The sequence below is a fragment of the Dietzia sp. B19 genome (assembly GCF_014145155.1).
Taxonomy (GTDB): Bacteria; Actinomycetota; Actinomycetes; order Mycobacteriales; family Mycobacteriaceae; genus Dietzia; species Dietzia natronolimnaea.
The window spans coordinates 1-14005 of record NZ_JAALED010000046.1; the positions used below are offsets into that span (position 1 = coordinate 1).

General features: G+C 68.5%; 13 protein-coding genes. 3 read left to right on the top strand and 10 right to left on the bottom strand.

Features of this window, described 5'->3' with window-relative positions; genetic code table 11:
- Positions 1-135: 135 nt before the first annotated feature.
- Together serB and ctaD are read right to left on the bottom strand one after the other, a co-directional pair.
- On the bottom strand, positions 136-1365 hold the full coding sequence (serB, locus tag G6020_RS02000) for a phosphoserine phosphatase SerB (RefSeq protein WP_182609496.1): 1230 nt from the start codon (positions 1363-1365) through the stop codon (positions 136-138).
- Between the two features lie 142 nt (positions 1366-1507).
- The gene (gene ctaD, locus G6020_RS02005) at positions 1508-3268 is read right to left on the bottom strand and encodes a cytochrome c oxidase subunit I (protein ID WP_182609497.1); all 1761 of its coding nucleotides are present in this window, start codon (positions 3266-3268) and stop codon (positions 1508-1510) included.
- A gap of 251 nt (positions 3269-3519) precedes the next feature.
- Between ctaD and G6020_RS02010 the strand changes: the two genes are divergently transcribed.
- Complete coding sequence (locus G6020_RS02010; protein ID WP_241732528.1) at positions 3520-4662, top strand: ABC transporter substrate-binding protein; 1143 nt, start codon at positions 3520-3522, stop codon at positions 4660-4662.
- A gap of 115 nt (positions 4663-4777) precedes the next feature.
- Here G6020_RS02010 and nrdF read toward each other — a convergent pair whose 3' ends face one another.
- From nrdF to ykgO, 5 genes are all read right to left on the bottom strand, one after another.
- Complete coding sequence (nrdF, locus tag G6020_RS02015) at positions 4778-5794, bottom strand: class 1b ribonucleoside-diphosphate reductase subunit beta (protein WP_182609498.1); 1017 nt, start codon at positions 5792-5794, stop codon at positions 4778-4780.
- A gap of 55 nt (positions 5795-5849) precedes the next feature.
- A complete protein-coding gene (gene nrdE, locus G6020_RS02020) occupies positions 5850-7931 on the bottom strand; it encodes a class 1b ribonucleoside-diphosphate reductase subunit alpha (protein WP_241732529.1) in 2082 nt (693 codons plus the stop codon).
- A 68-nt stretch (positions 7932-7999) separates the two neighbouring features.
- Positions 8000-8446 carry a class Ib ribonucleoside-diphosphate reductase assembly flavoprotein NrdI gene (gene nrdI, locus G6020_RS02025; RefSeq protein WP_182609499.1) on the bottom strand — a complete coding sequence of 149 codons (447 nt, stop codon included), beginning with the start codon at positions 8444-8446 and terminating at the stop codon, positions 8000-8002.
- 44 nt (positions 8447-8490) lie between these two features.
- Entirely contained in the window at positions 8491-8721 is a 231-nt protein-coding gene (gene nrdH / locus G6020_RS02030; protein WP_277612366.1) for a glutaredoxin-like protein NrdH, read from the bottom strand.
- A gap of 583 nt (positions 8722-9304) precedes the next feature.
- The gene (gene ykgO / locus G6020_RS02035) at positions 9305-9427 is read right to left on the bottom strand and encodes a type B 50S ribosomal protein L36 (protein WP_003852698.1); all 123 of its coding nucleotides are present in this window, start codon (positions 9425-9427) and stop codon (positions 9305-9307) included.
- Between the two features lie 215 nt (positions 9428-9642).
- Between ykgO and nadE the strand changes: the two genes are divergently transcribed.
- A complete protein-coding gene (gene nadE, locus G6020_RS02040) occupies positions 9643-10515 on the top strand; it encodes an ammonia-dependent NAD(+) synthetase (protein ID WP_182609500.1) in 873 nt (290 codons plus the stop codon).
- 55 nt (positions 10516-10570) lie between these two features.
- Here the strand turns inward: nadE and G6020_RS02045 are convergent, their stop codons facing one another.
- Positions 10571-11665 (bottom strand): serine hydrolase domain-containing protein, encoded by a 1095-nt coding sequence (locus G6020_RS02045; protein WP_182609501.1) that lies wholly within the window; start codon positions 11663-11665, stop codon positions 10571-10573.
- A gap of 61 nt (positions 11666-11726) precedes the next feature.
- A complete protein-coding gene (locus G6020_RS02050; protein ID WP_182609502.1) occupies positions 11727-13076 on the bottom strand; it encodes a family 1 glycosylhydrolase in 1350 nt (449 codons plus the stop codon).
- A gap of 134 nt (positions 13077-13210) precedes the next feature.
- On the opposite strand from G6020_RS02050, the gene G6020_RS02055 reads away from it, so the two are divergent.
- On the top strand, positions 13211-13630 hold the full coding sequence (locus G6020_RS02055; protein ID WP_179524832.1) for a YccF domain-containing protein: 420 nt from the start codon (positions 13211-13213) through the stop codon (positions 13628-13630).
- On the opposite strand, the gene G6020_RS02060 is transcribed toward G6020_RS02055, so the two are convergent.
- Positions 13582-14005, bottom strand: a 424-nt coding sequence (locus tag G6020_RS02060; RefSeq protein WP_182609503.1) for a helix-turn-helix domain-containing protein, incomplete at its 5' end; no start/stop codon positions are given. The two genes, G6020_RS02055 and G6020_RS02060, sit on opposite strands and share 49 nt — an antisense overlap.

Below are 14005 nucleotides of genomic sequence, written 5' to 3' on the forward strand. Positions count from 1 at the left end.
CCTCGGTCCCGGCCGACCCGGCGCGGAGTCGGGCGTGGCACCAGTCGAGCGCGGCACCGGTCGCAGGACCTCCCGCCGGTGGTGCGTCGGTCGGTGGCTCCTCGGGACGCGGCCCCTCGACCTGTGGTCCCTCGGTCACACGAGCGGGACGCGGCGGTAGGTGCCGGCGGCGGTGTCGGCCGCCTCGATCTCGTCGCGCGTGATGCCGAGGACGAACAGGACGGTGTCGAGGAACGGCTTGGACAGCGACGCGTCGGCCACCTCGCGGAGGGCGGGCTTGGCGCAGAACGCGATCCCCAGCCCCGCAGCGGTGAGCATGTCGATGTCGTTCGCCCCGTCGCCCACAGCGACGGTCTGGCTCAGCGAGATGCCGAGTTCCTCGGCGAACTCGCGCAGGTACGCGGCCTTGGCCTCGCGATCCACCACCTCGCCGATGACGCGGCCGGTGAGGACACCGTCCTCGATCTCGAGCGTGTTGGCCCGCGCGAAGTCGAGACCCAACTCCTCGGCGAGACCGGCGATCACCTGGATGAACCCACCCGACACCACTCCGCAGCGGATGCCGAGACGCTTGAGGGTGCGGATGGTCGTCCGCGCACCCGGCGTCAGCACGATGCCGGCCGCGACCTCGTCGAGGACGGTGGCCGGCAACCCGGCCAACGTCGCCACGCGCTCGTGGAGGGACTGGGCGAAGTCCAGCTCCCCCCGCATCGCGCGCTCGGTCACCGCGCGGACCTCGGCCTCCCTGCCCGCGTGGGCGGCGAGCATCTCGATGACCTCACCCTGGACCAGGGTGGAGTCCACGTCGAACACCACGAGACGCTTGGACCGGCGGCCCAGCCCGGCGCCGTCCACCGAGATGTCGACGCCGTGCGCGTCCGACAGGGGCGCCATCGCCTCGCGCAACCTGGCGTCGTCGGCGGCGTCACGACCGGCGGTCGAGACGTGCAGCTCCAGACCTGTCACCGGGTAGTCGGCGATCCCCCGGATGGTGTCGATGTTCGCACCGATCGACGCGAGCGAACCCGCCACCGCGGAGAACGCCGACGCGGTGACCGGACTGCCGAGGATCACCACCGCGTGGGTGGACGGCGGGGTCGCGGGCGCGATGTCGTCGAACTGGACCTCCAGCTGCATCCCCAGCTCGTGGACCTGCTCGGTGAGCTCGCGGACCACGGCCACGACGTCCGCGTCGGCTTCCACCCGGACCATGAGCCCCAGGGAGAGGTGGCCGTTGACCACGACCTGCTCGACGTCCACCAGGTCGGCGTGGTGGGAGGCGAGGACCGCCATGATCCTCGCTGTCACACCTGGCCGGTCGGGTCCGGTGACGGTGAGTAGTGCCGGGGTGCCGGGGGTGCTCACGTGTGCTCCTGACGAGTGTTCGTGCTGGTGACTGGGGGTGATGGGCAGGAAGGGCTGACACGCGCCGAACCCCGCCGGAGGACGAGCCTACCGACGGGGTTCAGCGGGGACCGACGCCCGTGGGTGAGTACGGGCGGGTGGGTCAGCCTCTCTGCGGTGACGAGCCGCGCTCGGCCACGTCCTTGACCGCAGCCGGGTCCTGGGCCGCGGCCCGGCCCCCGACGTGGGCCTCCGCACGCATGCGCTCGCTCATGTGCGGGTAGTGCAGTTCGAACGCCGGCCGCTCGGAGCGGATCCGGGGCAGGGTCACGAAGTTGTGACGCGGCGGCGGGCACGAAGTGGCCCACTCGAGCGAGTTGCCCGCACCCCACGGGTCGTCGACCGTGACGATCTCACCGTAGCGCCAGCTCTTGATGACGTTCCAGATGAACGGCAGCATCGCGATCCCGAGGATGAACGAGCCGATGGTGGAGATCTGGTTGAGCACCGTGAAGTTGTCCGTCGCCAGGTAGTCAGCGTAGCGACGGGCCATTCCCTGGTTGCCCAGCCAGTGCTGCACGAGGAACGTGGTGTGGAAGCCGATGAACATCAGCCAGAAGTGCCACTTGCCCAACCTCTCGTCGAGCATCCGGCCCGTCATCTTGGGGAACCAGAAGTACACGCCGGCGAACGTGGCGAACACGATCGTGCCGAACAGCGTGTAGTGGAAGTGGGCGACGATGAAGTACGTGTCCGAGATGTGGAAGTCGATCGGCGCCGCAGCCATCATGACGCCCGTCAGACCACCGAAGAGGAAGGTCACGATGAAGCCGAGCGCGAAGATCATCGGCGTCTCGAACGTCATCTTCCCGCGCCACATGGTGCCGATCCAGTTGAAGAACTTCACACCCGTGGGAACGGCGATGAGGAACGTCATGAAGGAGAAGAACGGCAGGAGCACGGCGCCCGTGACGAACATGTGGTGCGCCCAGACCGCCATGGACAGCGCGGCGATCGCGAGGGTCGCGAAGACCAGACCGGCGTACCCGAAGAGGGGCTTGCGCGAGAAGACCGGGAACACCTCGGAGACGATGCCGAAGAACGGCAGGGCGAGGACGTACACCTCGGGGTGACCGAAGAACCAGAACAGGTGCTGCCACAGGATGGCGCCACCGTTGCCCGGATCGTAGATGCGGCCACCGAACTGCCGGTCGTAGAAGACGCCGAGAGCGGCGGCGGTGAGCAGCGGGAAGATCAGCAGGATCAGGACCGACGCCACGAGGATGTTCCACGTGAAGATCGGCATCCGGAACATGGTCATGCCCGGCGCGCGGAGGCAGATGATCGTGGTGACGAAGTTGACGGCGCCGAGGATGGTACCGATACCGCCGATGCCCACACCGAGGATCCACAGGTCCGCGCCGACGGCCGGCGAGTGGATCTTGTCGGCCAGCGGCATGTACATGGTCCAGCCGAACGCGGCCGCACCACCCGGGGTGAGGAAGCCCGAGAGCATGATCGTGCCGCCGACCGCGAACAGCCAGTAGCCCAGGGCGTTCAGTCGCGGGAAAGCGACGTCGGGGGCGCCGATCTGCAGCGGCATGATGTAGTTCGCGAACCCGATCACGATCGGGGTGCCGTACAGCAGCAGCATGACCGTGCCGTGCATCGTGAACAGCTGGTTGAACTGCTCGTTGGACAGGAACTGCATGCCCGGGACGAAGAGCTCCGCCCGGATGAGCAGGGCCATGAGCCCGCCGATGAAGAAGAAGACGAAACAGGTGACGATGTACATCAGGCCGAGCAGCTTGTGATCGGTCGTCGTCATCATCTTCCACACGAACGATCCCGGCCGGGCGGTGCCCGTGGGTACGCCCGGCGGATGGTCGAGATCGTCGACCGGCTTGGGGGCCACTGCGGTCATTAAGGGTCCTCCTGAACGCCTCACCCGACGCCGTGGGTCGAACCACCGACCCCACGTCGAACGCAAAGGAATAGTGCGTGAGGCCAATCCTAACTCTCCGCTGAGAGGGTCCACCACTCACCCCGCCGAACTCGCCGGGGCGGGTCATCTGCGGGAATCCGACGCCGCGACGACACGCCCGAGATGACGCCCGGACCCGCCTCGACCTCCACTTCGACTGCGCCCACGGCCCATCTCCTAGGCTCTCCCCCATGACCGATCTCGCGCCGAGCCGACACCGCCCTCGCGGACGGGGGTACCCCTTCACCCCCGTGCGGGTCACGGTGGGTGTCGTGGGCCCGCTCGTCGCCGGACTAGTGCTCGCGGGTTGCGGGCCCTCCCCCGTCGACATGGTCGAGCACCCCGTCACCACGACCCCCACACGGATGGCCGGCGAGGAGCTGCAGCGCTCCGCCGAACCGGAGGAGTCGTGTGCGCCCGTACCGGCGCCGGCCGAGTTCCCCGGCGACGGGCTTCGGGAGGTCGCGTCCGTGGACCCGGCAGAAGAGAGGGTGGAGGTCCCGCGGTCGCCGGAACGGATCCTGGCGCTCGGGGCCGGGGCCGTGGATGTGGCGTGCGCCCTGGGGCTGCAGGACCTCGTCGTCGGAACCTCCGGCCTGCCCCGTGACGCCGACGTCTACCTCCCCGCTCCCCTCGTGGGACTGCCCGACCTCGCGATCAACGGCGACTCGGGCGCGGAGGACGGCGCGGCCGCGGCCCGTGAACTCAGCCCCGACCTCATCGTGCTGGCCGACTCGATCGATCCCGACCCTGCCGTGGTGCGGGCGTTGTCGGAGGTCGCCCCGACCGTCGTGTACGACGCGCGAAGCCTGAACTGGACCGAGAGCACCGAGGCGATCGCCGACGCCTACGGCCGACCGCGGGCCGGCGGGGACCTGCTGCTGGACGTGATCGACCGGGCCCGGTTCACCGCCGACGCCACCACCCCGCGCGACACTTGGGTCTCGCTCGTCTCCGTCTCCGACGCCGACGGCGTCGCGGTCCAGCGGCCGGACACCCTCGGGAGCCTCATGCTCGAGGCCGTCGGCGCCGGTCGCCCGCCGGCGCAGCGCACCCGGGACGGTCAGCGGATCGAACCCGCCCCCGAGTCTCCTCCCGTGGGCGATGAGCTCGACGGAGACGTGATCTTCGCCGTGGTGGGGGGCAGTGACCGCTCGGAGCAGTCCGCGCGGGAGGCCTTCGCCACCGACCGGTGGACGGAGCTCGACGCGGTGGGCGCCCGTCGCATGTTCGTGGTGGACCGGGCCGTGTGGGAGGGATCCGGTCCCGTGGCCGCGCGCGCGGTCCTCGACGACATCAGGGGCTCCATCAACGGGATCGCCCCGGACGGCTAACCCGGGGGTCCGGCCGTTCCGGCCGACAGGTGGCAGGCCGACCCGTGACATCAGCCCGACGACATCACCCCGGCGCCTGATCGGGTGCCGGGGTGATGTGGTGTCGACGGTCGGGTCAGAAGTCCCAGTCCTCGTCCTCCGTGGCAACGGCCTTGCCCATGACGTAGGAGCTGCCGGAACCCGAGAAGAAGTCGTGGTTCTCGTCCGCGTTCGGGCTGAGCGCCGAAAGGATCGCGGGATCGACGTTGGTCTCGTCCTTGGGGAACATCCCCTCGTACCCGAGGTTCATCAGCGCCTTGTTGGCGTTGTAGCGCAGGAACTTCTTGACGTCCTCGGTCCACCCGACGGTGTCGTAGAGGTCCTCGGTGTAGTCCGCCTCGTTGTCGTACAACTCGAAGAGCAACTCGAAGGTGTAGTCCTTCAACTCGTCGCGCTCGGCCTGACCGATCTGCTCGAGGGCACGCTGGTACTTGTATCCGATGTAGTAACCGTGCACCGCCTCGTCCCGGATGATGAGCCGGATGATGTCCGCCGTGTTGGTGAGCTTGGCGCGGGAGGACCAGCGCATGGGCAGGTAGAAGCCCGAGTAGAAGAGGAACGACTCGAGGAGGGTCGAGGCGATCTTGCGCTTGAGGGGATCCTCCCCGGAGTAGTACCCGAGGATGATGTGCGCCTTGCGCTGCAGGAAGGTGTTCTCCTCCGCCCAGCGGAAGGCATCGTCGACCTGCGGCGTGGAGCAGAGCGTCGAGAAGATGGTGGAGTAGCTCTTGGCGTGGACCGACTCCATGAACGCGATGTTGGTGAGCACCGCCTCCTCGTGGGGGGTCGACGCGTCGGGGATCATGCTCACCGCGCCGACCGTCCCCTGGAGGGTGTCGAGCAGCGTCAGGCCGGTGAACACCCGGGTGGTGAGCTGCTGTTCCGAGTCCGTCAGCGTCTGCCACGACGGGATGTCGTTGGACACCGGGACCTTCTCCGGCAGCCAGAAATTGCTGGTGAGACGGCCCCAGACCTGATCGTCGACCTCGTCCGTGACGCGGTTCCAGTTGATCGCCGACACCCGGTCGACGAGCCGGGGGGCGACCCCGGCGGCGGGGCTGTGGGATCCCGGAGCGTGCAGCTCGGCGGTCATCGGATCTCCTCGTGATGGCGGGGGTGGTTCGGGGCGCAGGCCTGAGGCCCGGGGGTCAGAGCATGCACGAGACGCAGCCCTCGACCTCGGTGCCCTCGAGCGCGAGCTGGCGCACGCGGATGTAGTACAGGGTCTTGATCCCCTTGCGCCACGCGTAGATCTGGGCGCGGTTCACGTCGCGGGTACTGGCTGTGTCCTTGAAGAACAGGGTCAGCGAGAGTCCCTGGTCCACGTGCTGGGTGGCCGCCGCGTACGTGTCGATGATCTTCTCGTACCCGATCTCGTACGCGTCCTGGTAGTAGTCCAGGTTGTCGTTCGTCAGGTAGGGCGCCGGGTAGTAGACGCGACCGATCTTGCCCTCCTTGCGGATCTCGATCCGGGAGGCGACAGGGTGGATCGACGAGGTCGAGTTGTTGATGTAACTGATCGACCCGGTGGGCGGCACCGCCTGAAGGTTCTGGTTGTAGATCCCGTACTGCTGCACGTCGGCCTTGAGCGCGCGCCAGTCCTCCTGGGTGGGCACCGCGACGCCCGCCTCGGTGAACAGCTGGCGCACCCGCTCGGTGGCCGGCTCCCACGCCTGGTCCGTGTACTTGTCGAAGAACTCGCCGGACGCGTAGGTGGACTCCGGGAACCCGGCGAACCACGTCCCCCGCTCCTGCGCGAGGAGGTTCGACGACCGGACCGCGTGGTACAGCACCGTGTAGAAGTAGATGTTCGTGAAGTCCACGCCCTCCTCGGACCCGTAGTGGATCCGCTCGCGGGCGAGGTAGCCGTGGAGGTTCATCTGCCCCAGGCCGATCGCGTGGGACTCGGCGTTGCCCCGCTCGATCGACGGGACCGAGTCGATGTGGGTCTGGTCGGAGACCGCGGTGAGGCCCCGGATCGCCGTCTCGATGGTCCGGCCGAAGTCCGGCGAGTCCATGGCCTTGGCGATGTTGAGGGAGCCGAGGTTGCAGGAGATGTCCTTGCCCACGTGCGAGTAGGTGAGGTCCTCGTTGTACGTCGACGGCGTGGAGACCTGGAGGATCTCCGAGCACAGGTTCGAGTGCGTGATCTTGCCGGCGATCGGGTTGGCCCGGTTCACCGTGTCCTCGTACATGATGTACGGGTAGCCGGACTCGAACTGCAGCTCGGCGAGGGTCTGGAAGAAGTGCCGCGCGTTGATCTTGGTCTTCTTGATCCGGCTGTCCTCGACCATCTCGGTGTAGTGCTCCGTGATGTCGACATCCGCGAAGGGCTTGCCGTAGATCCGCTCGACGTCGTACGGCGAGAACAGGTACATGTCGTCGTTGCGCTTGGCCAGCTCGAACGTGATGTCCGGGATCACCACGCCCAGCGACAGGGTCTTGATGCGGATCTTCTCGTCCGCGTTCTCCCGCTTGGTGTCGAGGAACTTGAAGATGTCCGGGTGGTGGGCGTGCAGGTACACCGCTCCGGCACCCTGGCGGGCACCGAGCTGGTTGGCGTAGGAGAAGGAGTCCTCCAGCAGCTTCATCACGGGGATGACACCGGAGGACTGGTTCTCGATGTGCTTGATCGGGGCGCCGTGCTCGCGGAGGTTCGACAGCAGCAGTGCCACCCCGCCACCGCGCTTGGACAGCTGCAACGCGGAGTTGATGTTGCGGCCGATGGACTCCATGTTGTCCTCGATACGCAGCAGGAAACAGGAGACGGGCTCGCCGCGCTGCTTCTTGCCCGAGTTCAGGAACGTGGGCGTGGCCGGCTGGAAGCGGCCGTCGATGATCTCGTCGACCAGGCGGCGGGCCAGGTCCTCGTCGCCGTCCGCGAGCGTGAGCGCGACCATGCAGACGCGATCCTCGTAGCGCTCGAGGTACCGCTTCCCGTCGAAGGTCTTGAGCGTGTACGAGGTGTAGTACTTGAACGCGCCGAGGAACGTGGGGAAGCGGAACTTCTTGGCGTAGGCGTGGTCGAACAGCTCGCGCACGTAGTTACGCGTGTACCGGTCGAGCACCTCTCGCTCGTAGTAGTTCTTGTTGACCAGGTAGTCCAGCTTCTCGTCCAGGTTGTGGAAGAAGACCGTGTTCTGGTTGACGTGCTGGAGGAAGTACTCCCGCGCGGCCTCACGGTCCTTGTCGAACTGGATCCTGCCGTCCGCGTCGTAGAGGTTGAGCATGGCGTTGAGCGCGTGGTAATCCAGGCGCTGCCCCTCGCCCGCCTCGCCGGCGATGGTGCCTTCGGGGGTCACGGTCGGTGCTGCCAAAACTCTTCCAATCCCTCGCGGACGCGGATGACGTCCTCTTGTGTGCCCATCAGTTCGAACCGGTAGAGGTACGGGACCTCGAGCTTGCGGGCGATCACGTCGCCGGAGACCGCATAGTCCGAACCGAAGTTGGTGTTACCGGCGGCGATCACGCCGCGGCAGAGGCTTCTGTTGTGCGCGTTGTTCAGGAACGCGACCACCTGTCGTGGGACCGACGCCCCGGTCCTGCCCGTGACTTCGAGGCACCCCCCGTACGTCGGCACGATCAGAACATACGGGTCCGACACGATCGGCCCCGCTTCGGTCCTCCGCGTGGGTATGCGCAGCGCCGGGAGCCCCAGACGGTCGACGAACCGCTTGGTGTTCTCGGAGACGTTGGAGAAGTAGACGATCCTCACCGGCTCGGTGGCCGGCAGCGGAGCCGCCATGACTGCCCCCTTCGGATTACATGTGTTCCGGGTCCGCCCCGGGGTCAGGCCGCGACGGTGACGAGTGCCTTGATCCGGTCCGGCCGGAAACCGGACCAGTGATCGGAACCGGACACCACGACGGGAGCCTGGAGGTACCCGAGGGCCATCACGTACTCGCGCGCGTCGTCGTCGACGGAGATGTCGACCACCTGGTACTCGACGCCCTGCTTGTCGAGCGCCTTGTAGGTGGCGTTGCACTGGACGCAGGCGGGCTTGGTGTAGACGGTGACCATCAGTCGTGGACCTCTTTCGGCACGGGCGCCGGGGAGGCGCGGAGGGGCTCTTCTCGGACGGTCATCGGTTCCGGCGCTTCCGCCCGGCCTGTGGATAACCGTCGTGTCTGTCAGGGTTCACAGCCCGAATGCCACACGTGGCATTCATCGGGGGCCGCAACACCCTAGACACTACCCCTAGTGTCCGACGAGTCAATCGACCACAACATTTTGGTCTTACAACGGTGGTATTCCCAGGTCGCGATCCCGCCTTGTGGACACTTCCCACCCACCGTTGTCACGGTCGGCCCGAACGCCGCCGCCTCGCCCCGCGACCGTCACTCTGCCACGCGTGAGACGGTGCCGGAGACCCCGTCCGGCGCCCCACAGGTCGTCCCCAACCACCCCACACCTTGTCCCCAACCGCTCCACAGGGGCGACGGGGCCACCGCCGCGGAAGGGGCACCGGGAGGCCCCGCGGCGGCGGGGTCGTCGGGGGTCACCGTCGGCGCGGGTCTGCCCCGCCCCCACGACGACGAGGGCCCGCCACCGGCGAACCGGAGGCGGGCCCTCGAGGGTGCGTGGGATCCCACGCGGACGAGACTCAGCCCTGGCGGGCCTTGAAACGGGGGTCCTTCTTGTTGATCACGTAGACCTTGCCGCGACGACGGACAACCTGGGCGCCCGGCTTGTTCTTCAGCGACCGAAGGGACTTGCGGACCTTCATCTGGCGCTCCTTAGGCTCTCGGGGCGGCCGTGATGGCCGCCGACACGACTGGGGATGACTGCGCGACACGTCCGACCCGGAGGTCGGATGCACGACACACAACTGGTCCATCGTAACGGACTGCCCCGTCAGAACTCCAACCGGCGGAACCGGGCACCTCGCGTGGCCCGTCCACATGTCACGCAGAAGTCACACGGGCTTCCTATGCTGACGCCATGACCCAGTCCTCTGCAGACACCGGCGCTCTCCGCGCGTCCATCATCGCCGAACTCGGCGTTCGTCCCGACATCGATCCGGAGCAGGAGGTCGCCCGGCGGGTGGCGTTCCTGGCCGAGTATCTCCGCAGCACCCCCGCCACGGGTTTCGTCCTGGGGATCAGCGGGGGCCAGGACTCCACCCTGACGGGTCGGCTGTGCCAGCTCGCCGCCGAGAAGCTCCGCGACGAGGGCCTGCCCGACGCGCGGTTCGTCGCCATGCGGCTCCCCCACGGAACCCAGGCGGACGAGGACGACGCCGTCGCGGCCCTGGACTTCATCCGGCCCGATGCCCGCGTCACCGTCGACATCCGGGCGGCCTCGGAGGCCGCCTCCGGTGCTGCCGCGACTGCACTGGAGGACCTTCCCGGCCACGCGGGCCCGCTCCGCGACTTCGTCCGCGGCAACGTCAAGGCGCGCCAGCGGATGGTCGCGCAGTACGCGGTGGCCGGGCAGCTCGGCCATCTCGTCGTCGGCACCGATCACGCCGCCGAGGCGGTCACCGGCTTCTTCACCAAGTACGGAGACGGCGGCGTGGACCTCACCCCCCTGACCGGCCTCACCAAACGGCAGGGTGCAGCGCTGCTGCGGCACCTCGGCGCCCCGGAGTCGACCTGGCGGAAGGTCCCCACCGCCGATCTCGAGGACGACCGTCCGGGCCTGCCCGACGAGGTGGCACTGGGCGTGCCGTACGAGCAGATCGACGACTACCTGGAGGGCCGCGACGGCGTGCCGACTCAGGCCGCTGCCCGGATCGAGCAGCTGTTCCTGGCCACCCGCCACAAGCGGGCGGTCCCGGCCACGCCACTCGACACCTGGTGGCGCGAGGGGTGACGTCCCGGCGGTCGGTGGTCGACCGGACACCGGCCGACCAGGCACCGCCGCCCGATCACCGCACCAGCTCCCACACCGAGTCCAGCGCGTCCGCCGTCCCCGGTACGTCGAAGGACTGCGTGGTGAACACCGCCGCGCAGCGGCCCGTGCGCCGGTCGACGTAGCCGATCGTCCCCAGTCCCCCCGCCCAGCCGACGACCCCGTCCGGGCGGATCTCCACCTGCATCCCGTATCCACAGCCGGGTCCGATGAACCCCTCCGCATCGGCGCGCTGCCGCGGGGTCAGGTGGTCGGTCGTCATCATCTCCGCGAACTCCGGACCCAGGACGGTCCCGCCGTCGACCAGGACGTCGAGGAAGGCCAGATAGTCGGCGACGGTCGAGGCCAGCCCACACGCCAGGGACTCGAAGCGAGGTGGGCGATCGAATCTGCTCCGGATGTCCAGCGGCCGGAGGGCCCCGTCGGGTCCGAGCCCGTGGCAGGTGGGGAGCCGATCCGGGTCGGTGGTGAACCCGCAGTCCGCCAGTCCGAGCGGCCCCGTGACGTGCTCGGCCACCAACCCGGACACGCTGGCGCCCGTTGCCCGCGCCAGGAGCACCCCCAGGACGTCACTGCCGGTGTGGTAGTTCCAACCCCGCCCGGGTTGGTCCGCCAGGGGCAGTGCACCCAGCAGCCGGAGGTACTCGTCCGGCTCCATCGGCGGTGCGTAGGGGCCGGGTGCGACCTGCCGCTCGCCCATGGCGACGGTCAGGGGACTGCCCTCGCCCGCCCAGCCGACGCCGGCGGTCATGGTGAGGAGATGGCGCAGCGTGATCTGTCGCCCGGCCGGTACGGTCCGGTCGATCGGCCCGCCGGGCCGGGCGAGGACCCTGGGGGCGGACAGCTCCGGCAGATGTGTGGCCACCGGGTCGTCGAGCGAGAGGATCCCGAGCTCGACCAGCCTCAGCGCGAGCACGCCGCCCACCGGCTTGGTGTTGGACGACAGCGGGAACACCGCATCCGGGTCGAGCGCGGGGCCGCCGGGCGACCGCGTCCCACCCGACGCGATCCGTGATCGACCGTCCTGCCGTACCCCGCAGACGTAACCCGTCAGCCGTCCGGAGTCGACCAGGGCGTCGAGTCCCCCGGTGACGGAGGCGAACCGATCCATGGGGTGACCCTACGTCCGGGGGGCCGGCTGGTGAAGGGTTCGGCGGTGGTGGCCCGGGCCGTCAGCCCGCCAGCCGCGCGAGCGGGCCGTGGACGTCGACGGGACGGAGGCAGGTGTCGGGGATCGTCCCCAGCGAGCACGTGCCCACCGGCAGGACCGGGCGATAGCCCTCCGGTACGCCACCGCCCGCGATCACGTCCCGGTACGCGTCGACCCCGGAGGTCGGCCTGCGCTCGAGAGCCGGATCGGTGAGCACATCCACCTGGTAGAGGCCGAAACGGGAGTCGTAGGTCCCCCACTCGTAGTTGTCCACCAGCGACCAGTGGTTGTAGCCGATCACCGGGTAGCCGTCGGCGACCGCGCGTTGGATCCAGAACACGACGTCACGGAGGTAGTCACCGCGCTCGAAGGAGTCCTCCCGGTAGCCGTTGTGGGTGGGCATCCCGTTCTCGACGATGAACAGCGGCTTGCCGGGGAAGTGCCTGGCGTAGTGGACGATCGACTCGTACATCCCCTCGGGCTGCGGACGGACGCCGGCGAAGTCGTCCCACGCGGCACGGATGGTCGTGAGATTGTCGAGCGCGATGCCGTAGTAGTAGTCGACCCCGATGAAGTCCAGCTCGTCGCGGATGTGGTTGAGCAGCAGATCGTCCGTGGCCGGGGCGAAGGCGGGGAGGTACGCCTCGTTCGCGGTGACCATGGCATCGGGGTCCGCCCGATGAGCGGCGTGATATCCCAGCTTGTGGGCCGCCACCACGTTGTCGCGGAATGCGTTGAACTGGTGCAGCCCCACCAGCCCGATGCGGAGTTCGTGACTGAAGAACACCAGCGGCTCGTTGAAGGTGACCCACATCGTCCCGTCACCGGCCCACCGCTCGGTGATGAGCTCGGCGTAGCGCCCGAACGCCTCCACCGAGTCCGGCGAGAGGAACCCGCCGCGATCGACCAGCCATCCCGGATACACGTAGTGGACCATCGTGATCATCGGCGTCATGCCGTGCGCCCTGATCGTGCTCAGGATGTCGTCGTAGCGACGCAACGCCTGTTCGTCGTACCGCCCCGGCTCGGGCTCGATGCGCGACCACTCCACGCTGAGGCGGAAGATGTTCACGCCCAGGTCCGCGGCACGGGCGATGTCCTCCGGGTACCGGTTCCAGAAGTCGACGGCGTCGTTGACCGGATCAGCCTCTCCACGCGCGGCGGCGGCGTCGACGTAGCGCTTCCAGTTGGAATCCATATTTGAACCCTCGACCTGGAAGCCCGAGGTGGCCACCCCCCAGTGGAAGCCCTCGGCCATCCGCGCCTCGGCCCGGGCCTGCACGGACACCGAGATGAGAGCGGTCGCCACCAGAGCGGTGACGAGCACCAGCGCGAGCGGAATCCTGGTGACGGCAAACTTATGAACACCCATCACTAAAACATGACACATGCCTCGCCGGGCGTCAGCGCTTTGGGCCCCCGGACCCGGCATCGTGCGCGTCAGGCCCCGCGACCGGCGCGCCGGTACCCGGCCCGGAGGCCCGCCGCGGCGTCTACCGTGGTGTGATGCGAACCCTGGGAAACGTGCTCTGGTTTCTGCTCGCCGGCTGGTGGTTGGCGCTCGTGTACGTCATCGCCGGGATCATCGCCTGCATCCTGATCATCACCATCCCGTTCGGCATCGCCTCGTTCCGGCTCGCGGCGTACGTCCTGTGGCCGTTCGGGCGGCGGACCGAGTTCCGCCGGGACGCCGGTGCGCTCTCCCTGATCGGCAACGTCCTGTGGATCCTGGTGCTCGGCTGGGAACTGGCGATCGCCCACCTGCTCGCCGGGTTGCTGCTGTGCCTGACGATCGTGGGAATCCCCTTCGGCATCGCCTGCTGGAAGATGGTCCCGCTGGCCCTTCTCCCCCTCGGCCAGCGCATCGTGCCCATCCGTCACCCGTCGGAGGACCCCTTCGCCGCGGCGCCGGGGGCGCGGCGGTAGGACCGGGGACTCAGGCCGAGGACCGTGCGGAAGTCCGCGCTGAGATGGGCGTGGTCGGAGTACCCGAGCTCCGCGGCGATCCGGGCGATCGTCACCGACGGGTCCTCGCGTAGACGCTGCGCGGCCTCCTGGAGTCGGTACCGACGGATCATCTTCAGTGGCGGCAGTCCCACGTAGCGGTGCGCGAGTCGCTGCACCGCGCGAGTCGAGACGCCCAGGGCTGCGGCAACCTGGTCCACACGCACGATCGACCGGTCCGAGGCGATGAGATCCTCCATGGCGTTGGCCATCACGCCGCCGGCGTCCGGGGCGGCCAGGTGCGCGGCGGCCCACGCGGAGAAGTAGCGCAGCGCCCGGGCGCGGGCGACGGACTCG

Coding starts and splice junctions, on each gene's coding strand:
- ctaD (WP_182609497.1), bottom strand. CDS start 3,268: ATGACCGCAGTGGCCCCCAAGCCGGTCGACGATCTCGACCATCCGCCG.
- G6020_RS02055 (WP_179524832.1), top strand. CDS start 13,211: ATGCGAACCCTGGGAAACGTGCTCTGGTTTCTGCTCGCCGGCTGGTGG.
- G6020_RS02010 (WP_241732528.1), top strand. CDS start 3,520: ATGACCGATCTCGCGCCGAGCCGACACCGCCCTCGCGGACGGGGGTAC.
- nrdH (WP_277612366.1), bottom strand. CDS start 8,721: ATGGTCACCGTCTACACCAAGCCCGCCTGCGTCCAGTGCAACGCCACC.
- nrdE (WP_241732529.1), bottom strand. CDS start 7,931: ATGCTCAACCTCTACGACGCGGACGGCAGGATCCAGTTCGACAAGGAC.
- nadE (WP_182609500.1), top strand. CDS start 9,643: ATGACCCAGTCCTCTGCAGACACCGGCGCTCTCCGCGCGTCCATCATC.
- nrdI (WP_182609499.1), bottom strand. CDS start 8,446: ATGGCGGCTCCGCTGCCGGCCACCGAGCCGGTGAGGATCGTCTACTTC.
- G6020_RS02050 (WP_182609502.1), bottom strand. CDS start 13,076: ATGGGTGTTCATAAGTTTGCCGTCACCAGGATTCCGCTCGCGCTGGTG.
- ykgO (WP_003852698.1), bottom strand. CDS start 9,427: ATGAAGGTCCGCAAGTCCCTTCGGTCGCTGAAGAACAAGCCGGGCGCC.
- G6020_RS02045 (WP_182609501.1), bottom strand. CDS start 11,665: ATGGATCGGTTCGCCTCCGTCACCGGGGGACTCGACGCCCTGGTCGAC.
- nrdF (WP_182609498.1), bottom strand. CDS start 5,794: ATGACCGCCGAGCTGCACGCTCCGGGATCCCACAGCCCCGCCGCCGGG.